A 15269-nucleotide genomic window follows, 5' to 3' on the forward strand; every position below is an offset into this window, starting at 1 on the left:
CGGTGCCCGGCTCGGCTTCGAGCCGGGCGGCGCGCCGGGGTGCACCGCACCGGACCGGCCCGGTGCTCCCCGGCCGCGCCGGGGCTGACGGCATGATCACGACGAGTTCGGGGTCACCAGGGGATGACGCCGCCGTCCTCGAAGAACGAACCGGTCGGTCCGCCGTCGGGCAGTGTGGCGAGCCGGATCGCCGTGGCCGCGCCCTGCTCAGGGGTGCGGGGTCCGAGCTGCCGGGCGTACTGCCACCCTCCCTCGCCGCCATCACCCTGACGCGCACCACCGCCCGACCGGGACCCGGCCCCACCCCCGCGGCAGGGCGCGTCAGGACGCATCATGTAGATGATCATTCCTCGCCAAAGGTGGCCGAATATCACCCAAAAACGAACAGATCCACACTTAACCCATCAGTCACAAACCGTTCGTGATCACGCAACACCTGTGGGTCAGAGTGAAGCCATGACCCATGTGACTTCCGCGCAGAGTGTCCGCCGCCGACACCACTGGCGGCGGGATGTTGTTGAGCTCGCCGCCCTGTTCACCGCCGTGGCTGTCGCCGACGCCGTGGCGAACATGATCGCGCACGGACCGCACGGCGCCTTTCTGCTGGTCGCCTCGGCAATGGCGCTGATCGCCACCGCCACCTTCCACACCTGGTGGGCGCGGAGGCACAGTCACGCCCCACCGTCGCCGGCCCCCGCCACGCCCGCGCCGGAGACGCCTGCCGGTCCTGTCCCCGTCGACACCGTGCTCTGGCGGATGCGGACCACGGTCCGCGACGAGCCTGGGAGCCTCGCCGCACTGTGCACGACGTTCGCCGCCCACCATGTGGACATCCTCACCCTGCAGACCCATCCGCTGGCCGACGGCACAGTCGACGAGTTCCTCCTGCGGGCCCCGGCCGCGCTCCAGGCCAAGGACCTCACCCGGGAGGTCTCCGCCGCGGGCGGCAGCGGCACCTGGATCGAGCGTGCCGACGCCCACGATCTGGTGGACACCCCGACCCGGGTGCTCGGCCTCGCCACCCGGACGGCCCTGGACGCCGCCGAACTCCCGCTGGCCCTGCGCCAGTTGCTCGGCCGCTGCACCATCCACTCCCGCCCCGCGGTGTCCGTCACCGGCCGTGTGGCCGGCGAGAGCGCTCCCGTCGAGGGCGTACTGGACGGCACGGAGATGCGGCTGCGCGATCCGAACGGCGGCAGTATCACCGTGGAACGTCCCTACCTCCCCTTCACCCCCACCGAGTTCGCCAGGGCCCGCGCCCTGGTCGAGCTGGACGCCCGGCTCGGTCCGCGCATCCCGCGCAGCCACGACGTCCTCACCCTCCCGGAGGGCGAGGAGATCACCGTCCGCCGCGCCGACCACGACGATCTCGATGCCGCGCTCGCCATGCACGGCCGCTGCTCCGACCGCACACTCGGACGGCGCTATCACGGCCCGGTGGGCGACGCCAACCGCTATCTCAGCCATCTGCTCAGCCCCCGCTTCGGCCGTACCCTCGCCGTCCAGACGGCCTCCGGCCGCCTGGTAGCGCTCGGGCATCTGCTCTGGGACGGCGACGAGACCGAAGTCGCCCTGATCGTCGAGGACTCCTGGCAGCGACGGGGCATCGGCTCCGAACTGCTCGGCCGGCTGGTCGCACTCGCCGACGAGGCCCGCTGCGAAAGCGTGTACGCCGTCACTCAGGCGTCCAACACCGGCATGGTCGCGACCATGCGGAATCTCGGCCTGCCGCTGGACTACCAGATCGACGAGGGCACGCTCGTCATCACGGCCCGGCTGGACCGGACGGCCGAGCGCACGCCCCAGCACAACGACCAGCGCGACCGGCACAAGCAGGCCGATCGCTGAGCATCGCGCTCGCGTCCTGCCGTGTCCTGCGGACCCTCGGCGTCCTGCGGACCCTCGGCGCGGGTGACACCACCGGCGGCCGGCCCCGGCCCCGGCGGACGCCTCTCCCCGGCCACAGCGTGGTGGCTGACGGAGACCGGCTCCACACGGCGTGCCCCTGTCTCCGGCCCGGCTCAGCGGAGTGATCAGCCGCCCGCCGTCGCCCGGCAGGATCCCCGCAGAGCCCGGCACACGCCACCGGCCGGTCGCGCCTCGATCCGGCCAAACTCAGAGAACTCAGAGAACTCAGAGGCGGTGCGGAGCCACCGCTTCCCGGCAGCGCCCGGCGGCGCCGCGAGGACCGCGTCCGGCCCGAAGGCGCCCGCGCCGGAAGGCAGTTGTCGCGCCCGGAGCCGGAGCACGACCCGCCGATGCCGCCCTCGTCAGCCATCCCCGCCCGTTCGCCCAGTCGAACGATGTGACGTGAACGGCAATCTTGGTCGAGTATGGCCGCATGTCAGACACAGCCGGCAGCGCGCTGCCCCGCCAGGTCGCCGACGCCTACGTCGACGCACTCATCGAACTCGACCCGATCACCGGCACCTTCCTCGGCGTCGCGGAAAGCCACCGCCGCCTCCCCGATTTCTCCCCGGCCGGACAGCAGGCTCTCGCCGACCTCGGCCGGGCCACTCTCGCCCGGCTCGACGAGGCCGAGCGGCTGCCGGGCGCGGACAGCGAGGCCGAGCGGCGCTGCGGCCGGCTGCTGCGGGAACGCCTCACCGCCGGGCTGGCCGTCCACGACGCGGACGAAGGTCTGCGCCTGGTCAGCAATATCCACTCGCCGGCGCACCACATCCGCGAAGTCTTCACCGTGACACCGGCCGAGACGGACGAGGACTGGGCGGTGATCGCGGAGCGGCTGCGGGCCGTGCCCGCCGCGCTGGCCGGCTACCGGGCCTCACTGGCGCTCGGACTTGACCGCAAGCTGCCCGCCGGCCCCCGTCCCACCGCGACCTTTGTCGGTCAGCTCACCGAGTGGGCGGGTGACGGCCGGGGCTGGTTCGAGGAGTTCGTGTCGGCCGGTCCGGCATCCCTCCGGACCGAGCTGGACGGCGCGGCGGCCGAGGCGACGGCAGCCGTCGCGGAGCTGCGGGACTGGATGCGCGAGGTGTACGCGCCCGCCGTCGAGGACGCGCCCGACACCGTGGGCCGGGAGCGTTACCGCCGCTGGGCACGCTATTTCAACGGCACCGATCTCGATCTGGACGAGGCGTACGCGTACGGCTGGTCCGAGTACCACCGGCTGCTCGCCGAGATGAAGACCGAGGCGCACAAGATCCTGCCCGGCGCGGGCCCCTGGGAGGCGCTGGCCCATCTCGACGAACACGGCGCGCACATCGAGGGGGTCGACGAAGTCAGGGACTGGCTGCAGAACCTGATGGACGAGGCGATCGAGGCGCTGGACGGCACGCACTTCGAACTCGCCGAGAGAGTACGGCGGGTGGAGTCCCGGATCGCCCCGCCCGGCGGCCCCGCGGCCCCGTACTACACCGGTCCCTCCGAGGACTTCTCGCGCCCCGGCCGCACCTGGCTGCCGACCATGGGCGAGACCCGCTTCCCGGTGTACGACCTGGTGTCGACCTGGTACCACGAGGGCGTCCCCGGCCACCATCTGCAGATCGCCCAGTGGACGCATGTCGCCGAACACCTCTCGCGCTACCAGGCGTCGGTCGGCCAGGTCAGCGCCAACGCCGAGGGCTGGGCGCTCTACGCCGAGCGGCTCATGGACGAGCTGGGCTTCCTGCCCGACCCGGAGCGCAGGCTCGGCTATCTGGACGCGCAGATGATGCGTGCCTGCCGGGTCATCGTGGACATCGGTATGCATCTGGAGCTGGAGATCCCGGCGGACTCGCCGTTCCATCCGGGCGAGCGCTGGACGCCCGAGCTGGCGCAGGAGTTCTTCGGGAACCACAGCGGCCGTCCCGCGGACTTCGTGGAGAGCGAGCTGACCCGCTATCTGTCGATGCCCGGCCAGGCGATCGGCTACAAGCTGGGCGAGCGTGCCTGGCTGCTCGGCCGGGAGAACGCCAGGAAGCGCCACGGTGATGCCTTCGACGCCAAGGCATGGCACATGGCGGCGCTCTCCCAGGGCTCGCTGGGCCTCGACGACCTGGTGGACGAGCTGTCGAAGCTCTGATCCCCTCGGCGCGTCACGGCGGCCGGACCCGGGCTGTGTCCGACACATGCCCGGAGGCGAGTCCGGCCGCCGGGACGCGCCGCGCTCCGTTCCCGCGCGGACGCTATGTCCGTGACCCGTCCTGCCCGGCCGGTGCGTCCCGGAGGACGGGCCTGGTCGCGACGACAACGGTCGCGTCCAGCTCGTCCGACGTCGCCACCTGAGGGACCAGCCCGTCGCGAGTGACGGTCCGGACGGCCGCCGCCGCCTGCCGCCGGCTCGTCTCGAACAGCAGATGGCCGCCCGGCGCCAGCCACACCGCCGCCTGGGCGGTCACCCGCCGCAGCACGTCCAGCCCGTCCGTGCCACCGTCGAGCGCCACCCGTGCCTCGTGCTCGCGGGCCTCCGGAGGCAGCAGCGCCATCTCCTCGGTGGGCACATAGGGGACATTGGCGAGCAGTACATCGACCCGGCCCCGCAGCGCGGCGGGCAGCGGATCGTAGAGATCGCCCTCGTACACCTCACCGCCGACGGCGGCGACATTGCGCCGGGCGCACAGCACCGCGGCGGGGTCGATGTCCGTGGCGTACAGATCGGCCCGCCCCACCGCCGTGACCAGCGCCGCGCCCAGCGCGCCTGAGCCGCAGCACAGGTCGACCACCACGGCTCCGGGACGGGCGAGAGCGGCGGCCCGCCCGACGAGGAATTCGGTGCGGCGGCGGGGTACGAAGACCCCGGGGTCCACGGCGATCCGCAGACCGCGGAACTCGGCCCAGCCCAGGACGTGTTCCAGCGGGAGACCGGCGACGCGCCGGTCCACCATGGCGGCGAGGCCGGCCGGTGTCCGTGCGGCGGAGATGAGCAGCTCCGCCTCGTCCTCGGCGAAGACACAGCCGGCGGCCCGGAGTCTGCTGACGATGGCGGAGGGAGGGAGGGAAGACGATGAGACCGACATGGGAGCCTTTCGGGATGCCTGAGGGCGCTCCCGCGGTCACCTATGCCGAATGGACCGCGCCATGGGAGGAGAGCACCCAGCCTGGTACAGCGGTAATGGGTCCCACCTCCTCGGTCGTTCATTGCGGAAGACGGCATCACTGTACCCGAGCCGGATCGGGGCGTGCGGACACCCGCCGGCCCGGGCGCAACACCGTCCGGCCCGTCAGCAGCCGCAGTCCGACGTCCCGGCCGGCGCGGTCAGCGGGTCGGCGTCCCGGCGTTCCCGGCCCCGCCGGGTCTCGGTCTCGAACCCCTCCCGGATCCAGTACTCGATGCCGCCGAGCATCTCCTTGACCCGGTAGCCGAGCCGGGCGAGGGCGAGCGCGGCGCGGGTCCCGCCGTTGCAGCCCGGGCCCCAGCAGTAGGTGATCACCGGCACCGCCGGGTCCAGCAGCCGCGCCGCCTCTGCGGCGATGCGCGCGGTCGGCAGATGCATCGCGCCGGGGACATGGCCCTGGTCCCACGACGGGGCAGAGCGGGAGTCGAGCACCACGAAGCCGGGGTCGCCGCCGGCCGCCAGCGCGGCGGCCACGTCGGACACATCGGCGTGGAAGGCCAGGCTCGCGCCGAAGTACGCGGCGGCCTCGGCGGGAGCGGCCGGAGGCACCCGGAGGACGGGGTTGTGGGAGAGGGGCGGTATCGGCGCGGTGCCGGAGAGTGTGTTCATGGCCCGAAATCTACGAGCGCCGATCGCTCCCATGAAGGCGGATTCCCCGGCGTTTTCCTTGCCGGGCAGGGGCTTTCCCTGTTATTTCTCGATGATGACCAAGTATTCACCGGACGTCACGGACTGGCACATTCTGGACGTCCTGCAACGCGACGGCAGGGCCAGCTTCGCCGAACTGGCCCGGGCCGTCTCGATGTCCCCGAGCGCCGTCACCGAGCGGGTGCGCCGGCTGGAGGAGGCCGGGGTGATCTCCGGCTACACGGCGGTGGTCGACCGGGAGCGGCTCGGCCGGCCGATCCTCGCCTTCGTACGGCTGCGCTATCCGAACGGCAACTACAAGCCGTTCCACGATCTGCTGGCGGCGACCTCCGAGATACTGGAGGCGCATCATGTGACGGGCGACGACTGCTTCGTGCTGAAGGTCGCCGCCCGCTCGATGAGCCATCTCGAAGAGATCTCGGGCCGGATCGGGGCGCTGGGGTCGGTGACGACGAGCGTCGTCTACTCCTCGCCGCTGCCGCGCCGTTCCCTCGGGCGCTGAGCGCGCCTCCGTGGCGCGGGCGTCATCCCGTCCCGCCGCGCGCTCGTATCGCCGAGCCCCGCCGGTCCTTCACGATCTCCAGTTGGGTCGGGATACGGCGGCGCAGATCGGCGACATGGCTGACGATGCCGACACAGCGGTCCCGTTCCCGCAGGGAGTCCAGCACGTCCAGGACCTCGTCCAGTGTCTGGTCGTCCAGACTGCCGAATCCCTCGTCGATGAAGAGGGTGTCCAGCCGGGCTCCGCCGGCCTCGTCGGTGACAACATCCGCGAGACCGAGCGCCAGGGCGAGGGACGCGAAGAAGGTCTCGCCGCCCGAGAGGGTCGCCGTGTCGCGTGCGCTGCCGGTCCAGGCGTCGATGACCTGGAGCCCGAGGCCGGAGCGCCGCTGCCCGCCCGTTCTCGCGTCCGAGTGCGTCAGGGCGTAGCGCCCGGAGGACATGCGCTGGAGCCGTACGGTGGCGGCGGCAGCGACCTGTTCGAGACGGGCCGCCAGGACATAGGACTCCAGGCGCATCCTGCGTTCGTTCTCGGCGGAGGTGCCCGCGGTGAGTGCGGCGAGGCGGGCCACCCGGTCGTACTCCTCGCGCACCGGGCCCAGCCGGCGCACCTCGTCCTCGGCCTGCCGGGAGAGTCGGCCCAGCTCGGTGCGGCGGTCCCGGGCGGCGGCATACGCGGACGAGGCGTCCCGGAGGGCGCGTTCCGCCGCGTCGTACCCGGCCGCCGCCGCACCGGCCTCGGCCGGCGGACGCGCGCCGGCGTCCCTGGTGTCCGGCTCGGCGAGCCGGTCCGCGATCGCGGCGGCCTCGGCGTCCCCTTCGTCGAGACGGCGCTGGAGGCCGCGCCGCTCGGTGTCGGTGAGCAGCGCCGCCGCCGCGGCGTCCGGCGTGTCGAAGCCGGCCCGGAAGGCGGCGTCCGCGAGACGGTCGTCGGCCTCCTTGAGCCGCAGCGCGGTGGCGTCGACGGCGCGTGCGGCCTCGGCGGCCTCCGCGAGCCGTCGCGCCCGGTGCTCCAGCTCCTCGGCGCGGTCGGCGACGCTGCCCGTCTCCCCGGCGACCCGGCGCACCTCGTCCACCAGCGAGGTCTGTTCACGTTCGAGGGCCTCACGCCGCGAGGTGCGGGCCGCGACCCGGCGTTCGGCCTCCTGCCGCGCGGCGAGCCGGCCCTCGTGCTCGCGTTCGGCGCGGCCGAGAGCCTCGCGCGCCGCGTGTGTCCCGGCGGCGACGGTGTGCGCCTCGGCATGCTCCCGCGCCAATCGCCCGGTCAGCGCGGTGAGTTCCGCGACGGTGGCGTCCCCGGCCGCGGTGTCCGCCGCCGCGTGCCGCTCCCGCACCGCCGTGTACGCGCGCTCGGTCTCGCCCCGCGCCAGGTCGGCGCGTCGGTACTCGGCGAGGGCCGCCTCCTCCGCGGCCGGGTCCACCTGACCGTCCGCCGCCCGGGCCGGCCCGGGGTGTTCGGGTGAGCCGCAGACCGCGCAGGGCTCGCCCTCGACGAGCCGGGCGGCCAGCTCGGCGGCGATACCGCGCAGCCGTCGCTCCCGCAGGTCGAGCCAGGTCTCGTGGGCGGTGTTGGCGCGCTCCCTGGCGGAGTCCAGCCGGCGTCCCGCGTCGGTGGCTTCCGCTGCGAGCGCGTCGCGCCGCCGGGCCGCCGCCAGGCGCTGCCGGGCCGGTTCGAGCTGTCCGGCGAGCTGCTCGGCGCGGGTCGCCGCGTCCTGCGCCTCCTCGATCCGTTCCCGTGCGGCGCGGCGCGTGGCCTCCCAGCCGGCCAGCCAGCCGGCCGCCTCCTGGAGGATCTCCTCGTCGGCCCGCGCCTGCCGGTCCAGGTCGGCGCGTTCCCCGGTGATCTCTGCGCTGCGCCGCTCCGCGCGCCTGGCCGCGTCGAGGGCGCCGAGTTCCTGGCGTACGGCGCCCGCCCGCGCGGCCAGACGCTCCGCACCGGCGTCGGCGAGACCGGCCGGAAGCCGCTCCCGGGTGCGGTCGTGCTCGGCACGTGCCGCGCGGTGCGCCCGCTCGGCGTCCTCGCGCAGGGCCATGGCCGGGGCCACCCGATCCGCCTTGAGGGACCGGTCGAGCCGCGCCCGGTCGCGCTCACGCTCGGGACGGCGCGCTTCGAGCGCCTCGGCCCGGCGCGCGGTCTCCTCGAACCGCTGCTGCAGGCGCAGCAGTTCCCGTGCGGCTTCCAGTCCGTGCCGGGCGGCGGCCCGCCGGCTCTCGGCGGCGGCCAGCGCCGATTCCGCGATGTCCGCGCGCTCATGGGCGGTGGAGCGGGCGAGCGCCGCCCACTCCAGGACGGCGGCGGCGAGCCCCGGATCGCCGGGTGCGCGGTCGGGCGGCGCGGAGGCCGAACTGCCGCCCGCCGCCTGGGCGATGCGCTGGGCGATACCGAGGAGCCGGTCGTCTCCCGCCCGCACCTGGTGCTCGGCGGCGCGGCGCAGTTCGGCCAGCCGTTCCTCGACCGCGGCGAACCGGCGGGTGTCGAAAAGCCGGCCCAGCAGTTTGCCACGGGCTTCGGCGTCGGCGCGCAGGAAGCGTGCGAAGTCTCCCTGGGGCAGCAGCACCACCTGGCAGAACTGCTCGCGGTTCATGCCGAGAAGCAGGCCGATCTCCTCACCGATCTCCTGGTGCGAGCGGCTGAGCGCGCGCCAGGCGCCGCTGTCCTGGTCGTACTCACGGAGCGAGCTCTGTGCCTTCTCGGTGGTGAAACCGGTGGCCCGCTTCTTGGGGCGCTGCTGCGCGGGCCGCCGGGTGATCTCCAGTCTGCGCCCGCCCACGGTCAGTTCGAGACAGATCTCGGTGGAGGTGCCGACCGGCGCGTGGTCGCTGCGCAGGGTGGTGCCGGGGCTCTGCCGGGCGCCGGGCACCGCGCCGTACAGCGCGTAGCAGACCGCGTCGAGCACCGAGGTCTTTCCGGCGCCGGTCGGGCCGTGCAGCAGGAAGAGCCCGGCGGTGGAGAGGGCGTCGAAGTCGACTTCCTGGGTGGTGGCGAAGGGGCCGAAGGCGGTGATGGCCAGCCGGTGCAGTCTCACGGGGTCACCTCGCGCACCCCGGCGTCGACGCGGACGTCGTCGAAGGCGTCGCTCAGCACGGTGCGTTCCTGGTCGTCGGGTCCGGCACCGCCGCGTACGTGCGCCACGAAGTCCTCCGCGATCTGCTGGTCGGTGCGGCCCGCGAGACGCTGCGCGTAGGAGGCGAGCGGATCTCCGTCGGCCCGTTCGGGGTCGAAGAGCAGGCTCAGGGTGTGCGGGAAGCGTCCGGCGAGACGTGCCATGGGCTCGGCCGGGCGTACGGCATCGGTGAGGGTCGCCTCGACCCATGACTCCTCGTGGCGGGCGAGGGCCGGGTCTGCGAGCAGTTCGTCGAGCCGGCCGCGGATCCTGGCGAGGGCGCGTGGCACCGGACAGTCGATCCGCTCCGCCGCGATCTCGCCGCCCGGCCCCAGGTCCACCAGCCACATGCTCTTGCGGTGCCTGGTCTCGGAGAAGGAGTAGGCGAGCGGGGAGCCGGCGTAACGGACGCGTTCGGTGAGCGTCTGGGAGCCGTGCAGATGGCCGAGGGCGACATAGTCGACACCGTCGAAGACCCCGGCGGGCACGGCGGCCACGCCTCCTACGGTGATGTCCCGTTCGCTGTCGCTGGCCTCGCCGCCCACCACGAAGGCATGGGCGAGCACGACGGAACGGGTGCCGGGAGCGCGTGCCGCCAGGTCGGCCCGTACGCGCTCCATGGCGGCGCCGAGCACCGCCTCGTGTCCGGCCTTCGCCGCTCTGAACTCGTCGCGTACGAGGGCCGGTTCGAGATACGGCAGCCCGTAGAGAGCGACGTCGCCATGAGCGTCGGCGAGCAGTACGGGGAAGGCGCAGCCGGCCGGGTCGGTCCGCAGATGGATGCCGGCGCGTTCGATGAGGCCGGCGCCGACGCCGAGTCTGCGGGCCGAGTCGTGGTTGCCCGAGATCATCACGGTCGGTACGCCCGCCTCGGCGAGACGGTGCAGCGCCCGGTCGAAGAGTTCCACCGCGGTCAGCGGCGGCACGGCCCGGTCGTAGACGTCGCCCGCCACCAGCACCGCGTCGACATCACGGGCGTGGACCGTCGCCACCAGGTGGTCGAGGAATGCCGCCTGGGCGTCGAGCAGGCTCACTCGGTGGAAGGACCGTCCGAGATGCCAGTCCGACGTGTGCAGAATCCTCACGAGACGGCTCCGAACAGCATGCTGTCTTTTCTCCACCCCTAGAACGGCCCCGGGGCCCGCATCCGGCCACCGGCGGCACCACGCTAGTCCCCCTGGGCGCCCGGTCTCCCACGGACCTCACTTTTCCACCCGGTTCACGCGGCCGGCGGTCAGCCGTCGCCGTACGCCTCTCCTCCGAGCTCCAGCACGGCCGTTCCCGCCGTGGTGTCGGCGAGCCAGGCGCGGAAGGCGGCCACGTCGCTGTCCGGCAGTCCGATCCCGATGGTCACCGCGTCCGCGTACCGCACCTCACGGACGACGCGTCCGGTGGCCCGCAGATCGTTCTCCAGTTTTCCCGCGCGCTGGTGGTCGACGGTGACGGTGGCGAGCCGGTGGCGCCGCCGGGTCAGCGTGCCGACCGCGTCCAGGGCTTCACCGACCGCTCCGCCATAGGCCCTGATCAGGCCGCCGGCGCCCAGCTTGACCCCGCCGTAGTAGCGGGTGACGACCGCGGCGACGTACCGCACCTCCCGGCGCATCAGCATCTGGAGCATCGGCACTCCCGCCGTGCCGCCCGGCTCGCCGTCGTCGCTCGCCTTCTGCACGGAGGCGTCGGCGCCGACGACATACGCGAAGCAGTTGTGCGTGGCCGTCGGATGTTCCTTGCGGACCCGTGCGACGAACTCCTGTGCCTCCTGCTCGGACGCGGCGGGCGCGAGCGCGCAGAGGAAGCGCGAACGGTTGACCTCGGTCTCGTGCACACCCGCGCGGGCGATGGTCTGGTACTGCTCCTGCATCACCCCACCCTATGCGGGGCCCCCGGGAATGGCCGGGGCGGGCGGCCCGTTGTGCGGACATGTACGCAGACGCAGAGACGATCCGCAAGATTCTCACCTCGACCGGCGACACCTGGGCCGTGGTGGGTCTGTCCGACAACCGGTCACGGGCGGCGTACGGCGTCGCCGCGGTGCTCCAGCGCTTCGGCAAGCGTGTGGTGCCGGTACATCCCAAGGCCGAGACGGTCCACGGCGAACAGGGCTATGCGTCGCTCGGCGACATCCCCTTCCCCGTCGATGTCGTGGATGTCTTCGTGAACAGCGAGTTGGCCGGCCCGGTGGCGGACGAGGCGGCGGCGATCGGGGCGAAGGCCGTCTGGTTCCAGCTCGGAGTGATCGACGAGGCGGCGTACGAACGCACCCGTGCGGCCGGGCTCGACATGGTCATGGACCGCTGCCCGGCGATCGAGATTCCGAAGCTCGGCGGCTGAGGGGTCCGGGGACGGCCGAGGGCACAGGACCGGCGGCTCCGGTCAGATGCCCAGGCCCTCCAGGACCACGGCGCCGGGCAGGCCGGCGAAGACCTTGCCGGGCACGATCAGCTTGCCCCGGCGCCGGCCGCTGCCGATCAGGACCCACTCGGTGTCGATCACCGCGGAGTCCACGAGCAGCGGCCAGGTCCCGGGCAGCCCGATCGGAGTGATGCCGCCGTACTCCATGCCGGTCTCGCCGACCGCGGTGTCCATGGGCGCGAACGACGCCTTGCGCGCGCCGAGTTGTCTGCGGACGGCGCCGTTGACATCGACACGGGTGCGGGACAGGACCAGACATGCCGCGAGGGTCGACTCCCCGCCCCGCTTGCCCGCCACGACCACGCAGTTGGCCGAACTGTCCGCCAGCTCCGGGCCGTAGTGCTCCACGAAGGCCGCCGTGTCCGCGATCGCCGGATCGGTGTCCACAAAGACGAGTTGCCCGGCGGGGATGTCGCCCTGCCAGCCGCGTACGGCGTCGGCCACCGGCTGCGGGAGGAGTTCGAGGCTCTCCGGGGCGGGGCGGGCGTTGTCGAAGTTTCCGAGCGGGGCGCGCATGCCCTTCACACTAGAGGACGTCGTACGACGTCCTGACGGCATCTCGGCGTCCGGGTGCGGTCCGAGCGTGGCCGACGCCGGCTGAGCCCGGTCCCGTCGTCGGTCCTCCGGTCGGCGAGCCGGCCGTCACGACGGCCGGTCTTCCCTCCGGGTCATCGACCGGGGTGCCTCCGCATGCCATGATCGAGCGGCGTACGGAGCCCGACCGACTGGAAGGACACCATGCCCGCCTATGCCATAGCGCATCTGCAAGAGGCCGCCCCGGTCCCGGAGATCGTCGAGTACATCGAACGCGTCACCGCCACCTTCGAGCCGTACGGCGGCCGATTCCTGGTCCACGCCGCGCAGCACGAGGTGAAGGAGGGCCGTTGGCCCGGGCATGTCGTGGTGATCGGCTTCCCCGGCATCGCCGAGGCGCGGGCCTGGTGGGACTCACCCGCGTACCAGGAGATCGCACCACTGCGCGCGCGGCACATTGAGGGCGACATCATCCTGGTCGAGGGCGTCCCCGAGGGCTACGACCCGACTGCCACCGCCAGGACGATGCGGGAGACCCTGCCCGCCGAGTAGCCCCATGACCGCCTCAGCGTACGGGCGGGATGGACACGGCCATGATCAGCTCGACCGGCTCCGTGCCGTCGTTGCGGTAGGCGTGCGGGACATTCGCCTCGAAGGCCGCCGAGGCGCCCGCCGGTACGGCGTGCGGCTCGCCGTCGACGACCAGGGTCAGCTCGCCGGCGGTCACATGGATCAGTTCGGTCGCGCTCGCCGGATGCGGGTCGGAGGAGCTGGCGTCGCCCGGCATCAGCGTCCAGGACCACAGTTCGAGCGGCCCGCGCGCCTCGGTGCCGACCAGCAGTGTGGTGCGGCTGCCCTCGGGAGTGGACCACATGCGCACCGCCTGGTCGGCGGGCACGATCCTGACCTGAGGGCCCTGCTCGTAGTCGAGCAGGGTGGTGATGGAGACACCGAGGGCGTCGGCGAGTTTGACCGTGGTGCCGACACTCGGGTTGGTCCTGGCCTGCTCGATCTGAATGATCATCCCGCGGCTGACCCCGGCCCGGGCGGCCAGGGCGTCGAGGGTGAAGCCCCGTTCGCCGCGCCAGCGCTTGACGTTGCGTGCGAGCGACTGCGTGAGCTGGTCGAGGTCCGACACATTCCGTCCAATATATTTAATGGTGGAGTTCAGTTTATTGCACTACGGTGTGGTGCACCCGATCGTTCAGCGCACTGTACTGCGAGGCCCCCATGACCGCACTGTTCGCCCTGGCCACCAGCGTGCTGTGGGGGCTCGCCGACTTCGGCGGCGGACTGCTCGCCCGCCGTACGCCCGCGCTGACGGTCGTCGTGGTCTCCCAGTCCGTCGCGGTGGTGGTCCTCGGCGCGATCGTGGTGGCCACCGGAGCCTGGTCGCAGGCGGGTCCGCCGCTCTGGTACGCGGTCGCGGCCGGAGTGGTCGGCCCGGTCGCGATGCTCAGCTTCTACAAGGCGCTCGCGCTCGGCCCGATGGGGGTGGTCTCGCCGCTGGGCTCCATCGGAGTCGCCGTACCGGTCGGCGTGGGACTCCTGGTCGGTGAGCGGCCGGGGCTGCTCCAGATCGCGGGGATCGCGCTGGCCGTGGCCGGGATCATGCTCGCGGGCGGACCGGAGCTGCGCGGGGCCCCGGTGCGGCGCCAGGCCCTGCTGCTCACCCTGCTCGCGGCCTTCGGGTTCGGCGCGGTGATGGCGCTCATCTCCGAGGCGTCGTCGACGGTCACCGGGCTCTTCCTGGCGCTCTTCGTCCAGCGCGTGGCGAACGTCGCCGTCGGCGGGACCGCGCTGTACGTCTCGGTGCGCCGGGGCAACCGGGCCCTGCCCGAGGACGGCGGCGCGGCTGCCGTACGGGCCGCCCTCCCGGCCCTCGCCCTGGTGGGGCTCGCCGATGTGGCGGCCAACGGCACCTACTCGCTCGCCGCGCAGCGGGGGCCCGTCACCGTCGCCGCCGTACTCGCCTCGCTCTATCCCGTGATCACCGCGATCGCCGCGCGGGGAGTGCTCAAGGAGCGGCTGCGCGCCGTGCAGGCGGCGGGCGCGGGGCTGGCGCTGGTGGGGACGGTGCTGCTCGCGGCGGGCTGACGCCCGTCCGTCATGCCTCCGGATCCAGCTCGGCGAGCGCCAGGAGCTGCTCGGGAGTGATGCCTTCCGGAATCGGCACCGGCGCGGGTGTGCGCAGCGGTGGCCGCCAGCCGCGCTCCGGATCCCAGCTCCGTACGACCCTGGCCGGTGCTCCGGCCACCACCGAGTGGTCGGGCACCTCTCCCCGTACGACGGCGCCGGCGGCGACCACGACGTTCCGGCCGAGCCGGGCGCCCGGCAGTATCACCGCGCCGGTGCCCAGCCAGCAGCCCGGCCCTATCTCCACCGGTTCCATACGGGGCCACTGCTTGCCGACGGGCACCTCCGGGTCGTCGTAACTGTGGTTGGTGGAGGTGATGTAGACGTACGGTCCGCAGTAGGTGTCCGGGCCGATGGTCACCGCGGTGTCGGCGATGACATGGCTGCCGCGGCCCAGCACCACTCCGTCGCCCAGCGTCAGGACCGTCTCGGGCCCGAGGTCCAGACCGGGCATCATGCCGGCGGTCAGTGTGACGTGTTCGCCGATGACACAGTGGTCGCCCAGTTCGATCCAGGGCTCTCCGAAGACCGTGCCCTGCGGAAAGGCGAGCCGGGTGCCGGTGCCGATCCGGCCGAAGCGCAGCCGCCCGGGATGCTCGGCGCTGACCGCGCCCGCCTCCTGGATCCAGCCCCAGCCGCGCCGCACGGCCCGCGCGACGAGACGACGGCGCCAGGCCCTCAGCGATGAGAACGTGTTTCTGTTCTTCGGCACGCGGACACGGTAGTCCGCGCGGGCCGGGGCGGCCCGGCCCCTGCGCTGTGACGTTCACCCCACGGCACCGGGCCGCCGGCGCCGTCGTGGCCCCCGCCCGAAGGCCCGCCGTCCGCCCGGCACGGCGGGTCCGTCGGTCATCGAAGGGCAAAAACGCCCGGCCGG

The 15269-nt window shown here is 73.0% G+C and carries 14 protein-coding genes and 1 pseudogene; 6 read left to right on the forward strand and 9 right to left on the reverse strand.

Translation table 11 applies throughout. The features are described 5' to 3' along the window. Positions 1 to 113: 113 nt before the first annotated feature. Positions 114 to 224, reverse strand: a pseudogene (locus ABZ707_RS26300) (dehydrogenase); the annotation flags it as partial. Between the two features lie 232 nt (positions 225 to 456). On the opposite strand from ABZ707_RS26300, the gene ABZ707_RS26305 reads away from it, so the two are divergent. Both ABZ707_RS26305 and ABZ707_RS26310 read left to right on the forward strand, forming a co-directional pair. Further along, entirely contained in the window at positions 457 to 1848 is a 1392-nt protein-coding gene (locus ABZ707_RS26305) for a GNAT family N-acetyltransferase (RefSeq protein WP_360179530.1), read from the forward strand. Positions 1849 to 2341: 493 nt separating this feature from the next. Next, on the forward strand, positions 2342 to 4024 hold the full coding sequence (locus ABZ707_RS26310) for a DUF885 domain-containing protein (protein ID WP_360179532.1): 1683 nt from the start codon (positions 2342 to 2344) through the stop codon (positions 4022 to 4024). A 103-nt stretch (positions 4025 to 4127) separates the two neighbouring features. Here the strand turns inward: ABZ707_RS26310 and ABZ707_RS26315 are convergent, their stop codons facing one another. Both ABZ707_RS26315 and ABZ707_RS26320 read right to left on the reverse strand, forming a co-directional pair. Then, positions 4128 to 4958 carry a putative protein N(5)-glutamine methyltransferase gene (locus tag ABZ707_RS26315; protein ID WP_360179534.1) on the reverse strand — a complete coding sequence of 277 codons (831 nt, stop codon included), beginning with the start codon at positions 4956 to 4958 and terminating at the stop codon, positions 4128 to 4130. Positions 4959 to 5162: 204 nt separating this feature from the next. Beyond that, complete coding sequence (locus ABZ707_RS26320; RefSeq protein ID WP_360179536.1) at positions 5163 to 5666, reverse strand: rhodanese-like domain-containing protein; 504 nt, start codon at positions 5664 to 5666, stop codon at positions 5163 to 5165. Positions 5667 to 5760: 94 nt separating this feature from the next. Between ABZ707_RS26320 and ABZ707_RS26325 the strand changes: the two genes are divergently transcribed. After that, positions 5761 to 6207: an Lrp/AsnC family transcriptional regulator gene (locus ABZ707_RS26325; protein WP_360179606.1), complete on the forward strand. Its 447-nt coding sequence runs from the start codon at positions 5761 to 5763 to the stop codon at positions 6205 to 6207. Positions 6208 to 6229: 22 nt separating this feature from the next. On the opposite strand, the gene ABZ707_RS26330 is transcribed toward ABZ707_RS26325, so the two are convergent. The 3 genes from ABZ707_RS26330 to ABZ707_RS26340 all read right to left on the reverse strand — a co-directional run bounded on the left by ABZ707_RS26330 (position 6230) and on the right by ABZ707_RS26340 (position 11171). Beyond that, positions 6230 to 9232: an SMC family ATPase gene (locus ABZ707_RS26330; protein WP_360179538.1), complete on the reverse strand. Its 3003-nt coding sequence runs from the start codon at positions 9230 to 9232 to the stop codon at positions 6230 to 6232. Next, a complete protein-coding gene (locus ABZ707_RS26335) occupies positions 9229 to 10395 on the reverse strand; it encodes an exonuclease SbcCD subunit D (protein WP_360179540.1) in 1167 nt (388 codons plus the stop codon). The genes ABZ707_RS26330 and ABZ707_RS26335 overlap by 4 nt, the downstream gene beginning before the upstream one ends. A 149-nt stretch (positions 10396 to 10544) precedes the next feature. After that, positions 10545 to 11171, reverse strand: coding sequence for a YigZ family protein (locus ABZ707_RS26340; RefSeq protein WP_360179542.1), 627 nt, complete (start codon positions 11169 to 11171; stop codon positions 10545 to 10547). A 59-nt stretch (positions 11172 to 11230) separates the two neighbouring features. Here ABZ707_RS26340 and ABZ707_RS26345 point away from each other — a divergent pair, with 59 nt between their 5' ends. Continuing rightward, positions 11231 to 11641, forward strand: coding sequence for a CoA-binding protein (locus tag ABZ707_RS26345; protein ID WP_360179544.1), 411 nt, complete (start codon positions 11231 to 11233; stop codon positions 11639 to 11641). A 42-nt stretch (positions 11642 to 11683) separates the two neighbouring features. On the opposite strand, the gene ABZ707_RS26350 is transcribed toward ABZ707_RS26345, so the two are convergent. Further along, a complete protein-coding gene (locus tag ABZ707_RS26350; protein ID WP_360179546.1) occupies positions 11684 to 12238 on the reverse strand; it encodes a YbaK/EbsC family protein in 555 nt (184 codons plus the stop codon). 222 nt (positions 12239 to 12460) lie between these two features. Here ABZ707_RS26350 and ABZ707_RS26355 point away from each other — a divergent pair, with 222 nt between their 5' ends. Beyond that, positions 12461 to 12808: a DUF1330 domain-containing protein gene (locus ABZ707_RS26355; RefSeq protein WP_360179548.1), complete on the forward strand. Its 348-nt coding sequence runs from the start codon at positions 12461 to 12463 to the stop codon at positions 12806 to 12808. 13 nt (positions 12809 to 12821) lie between these two features. Here ABZ707_RS26355 and ABZ707_RS26360 read toward each other — a convergent pair whose 3' ends face one another. Next, the gene (locus tag ABZ707_RS26360; RefSeq protein ID WP_360179550.1) at positions 12822 to 13394 is read right to left on the reverse strand and encodes an XRE family transcriptional regulator; all 573 of its coding nucleotides are present in this window, start codon (positions 13392 to 13394) and stop codon (positions 12822 to 12824) included. A gap of 92 nt (positions 13395 to 13486) precedes the next feature. Here ABZ707_RS26360 and ABZ707_RS26365 point away from each other — a divergent pair, with 92 nt between their 5' ends. Then, positions 13487 to 14353, forward strand: a complete 867-nt coding sequence (locus tag ABZ707_RS26365) for an EamA family transporter (protein WP_360179552.1) — start codon at positions 13487 to 13489, stop codon at positions 14351 to 14353. 10 nt (positions 14354 to 14363) lie between these two features. Here ABZ707_RS26365 and ABZ707_RS26370 read toward each other — a convergent pair whose 3' ends face one another. Next, a complete protein-coding gene (locus ABZ707_RS26370) occupies positions 14364 to 15104 on the reverse strand; it encodes an acyltransferase (RefSeq protein WP_360179554.1) in 741 nt (246 codons plus the stop codon). Positions 15105 to 15269: the final 165 nt, after the last annotated feature.

This window comes from Streptomyces sp. NPDC006923 (assembly GCF_040635655.1).
Classification (GTDB): domain Bacteria; phylum Actinomycetota; class Actinomycetes; order Streptomycetales; family Streptomycetaceae; genus Streptomyces.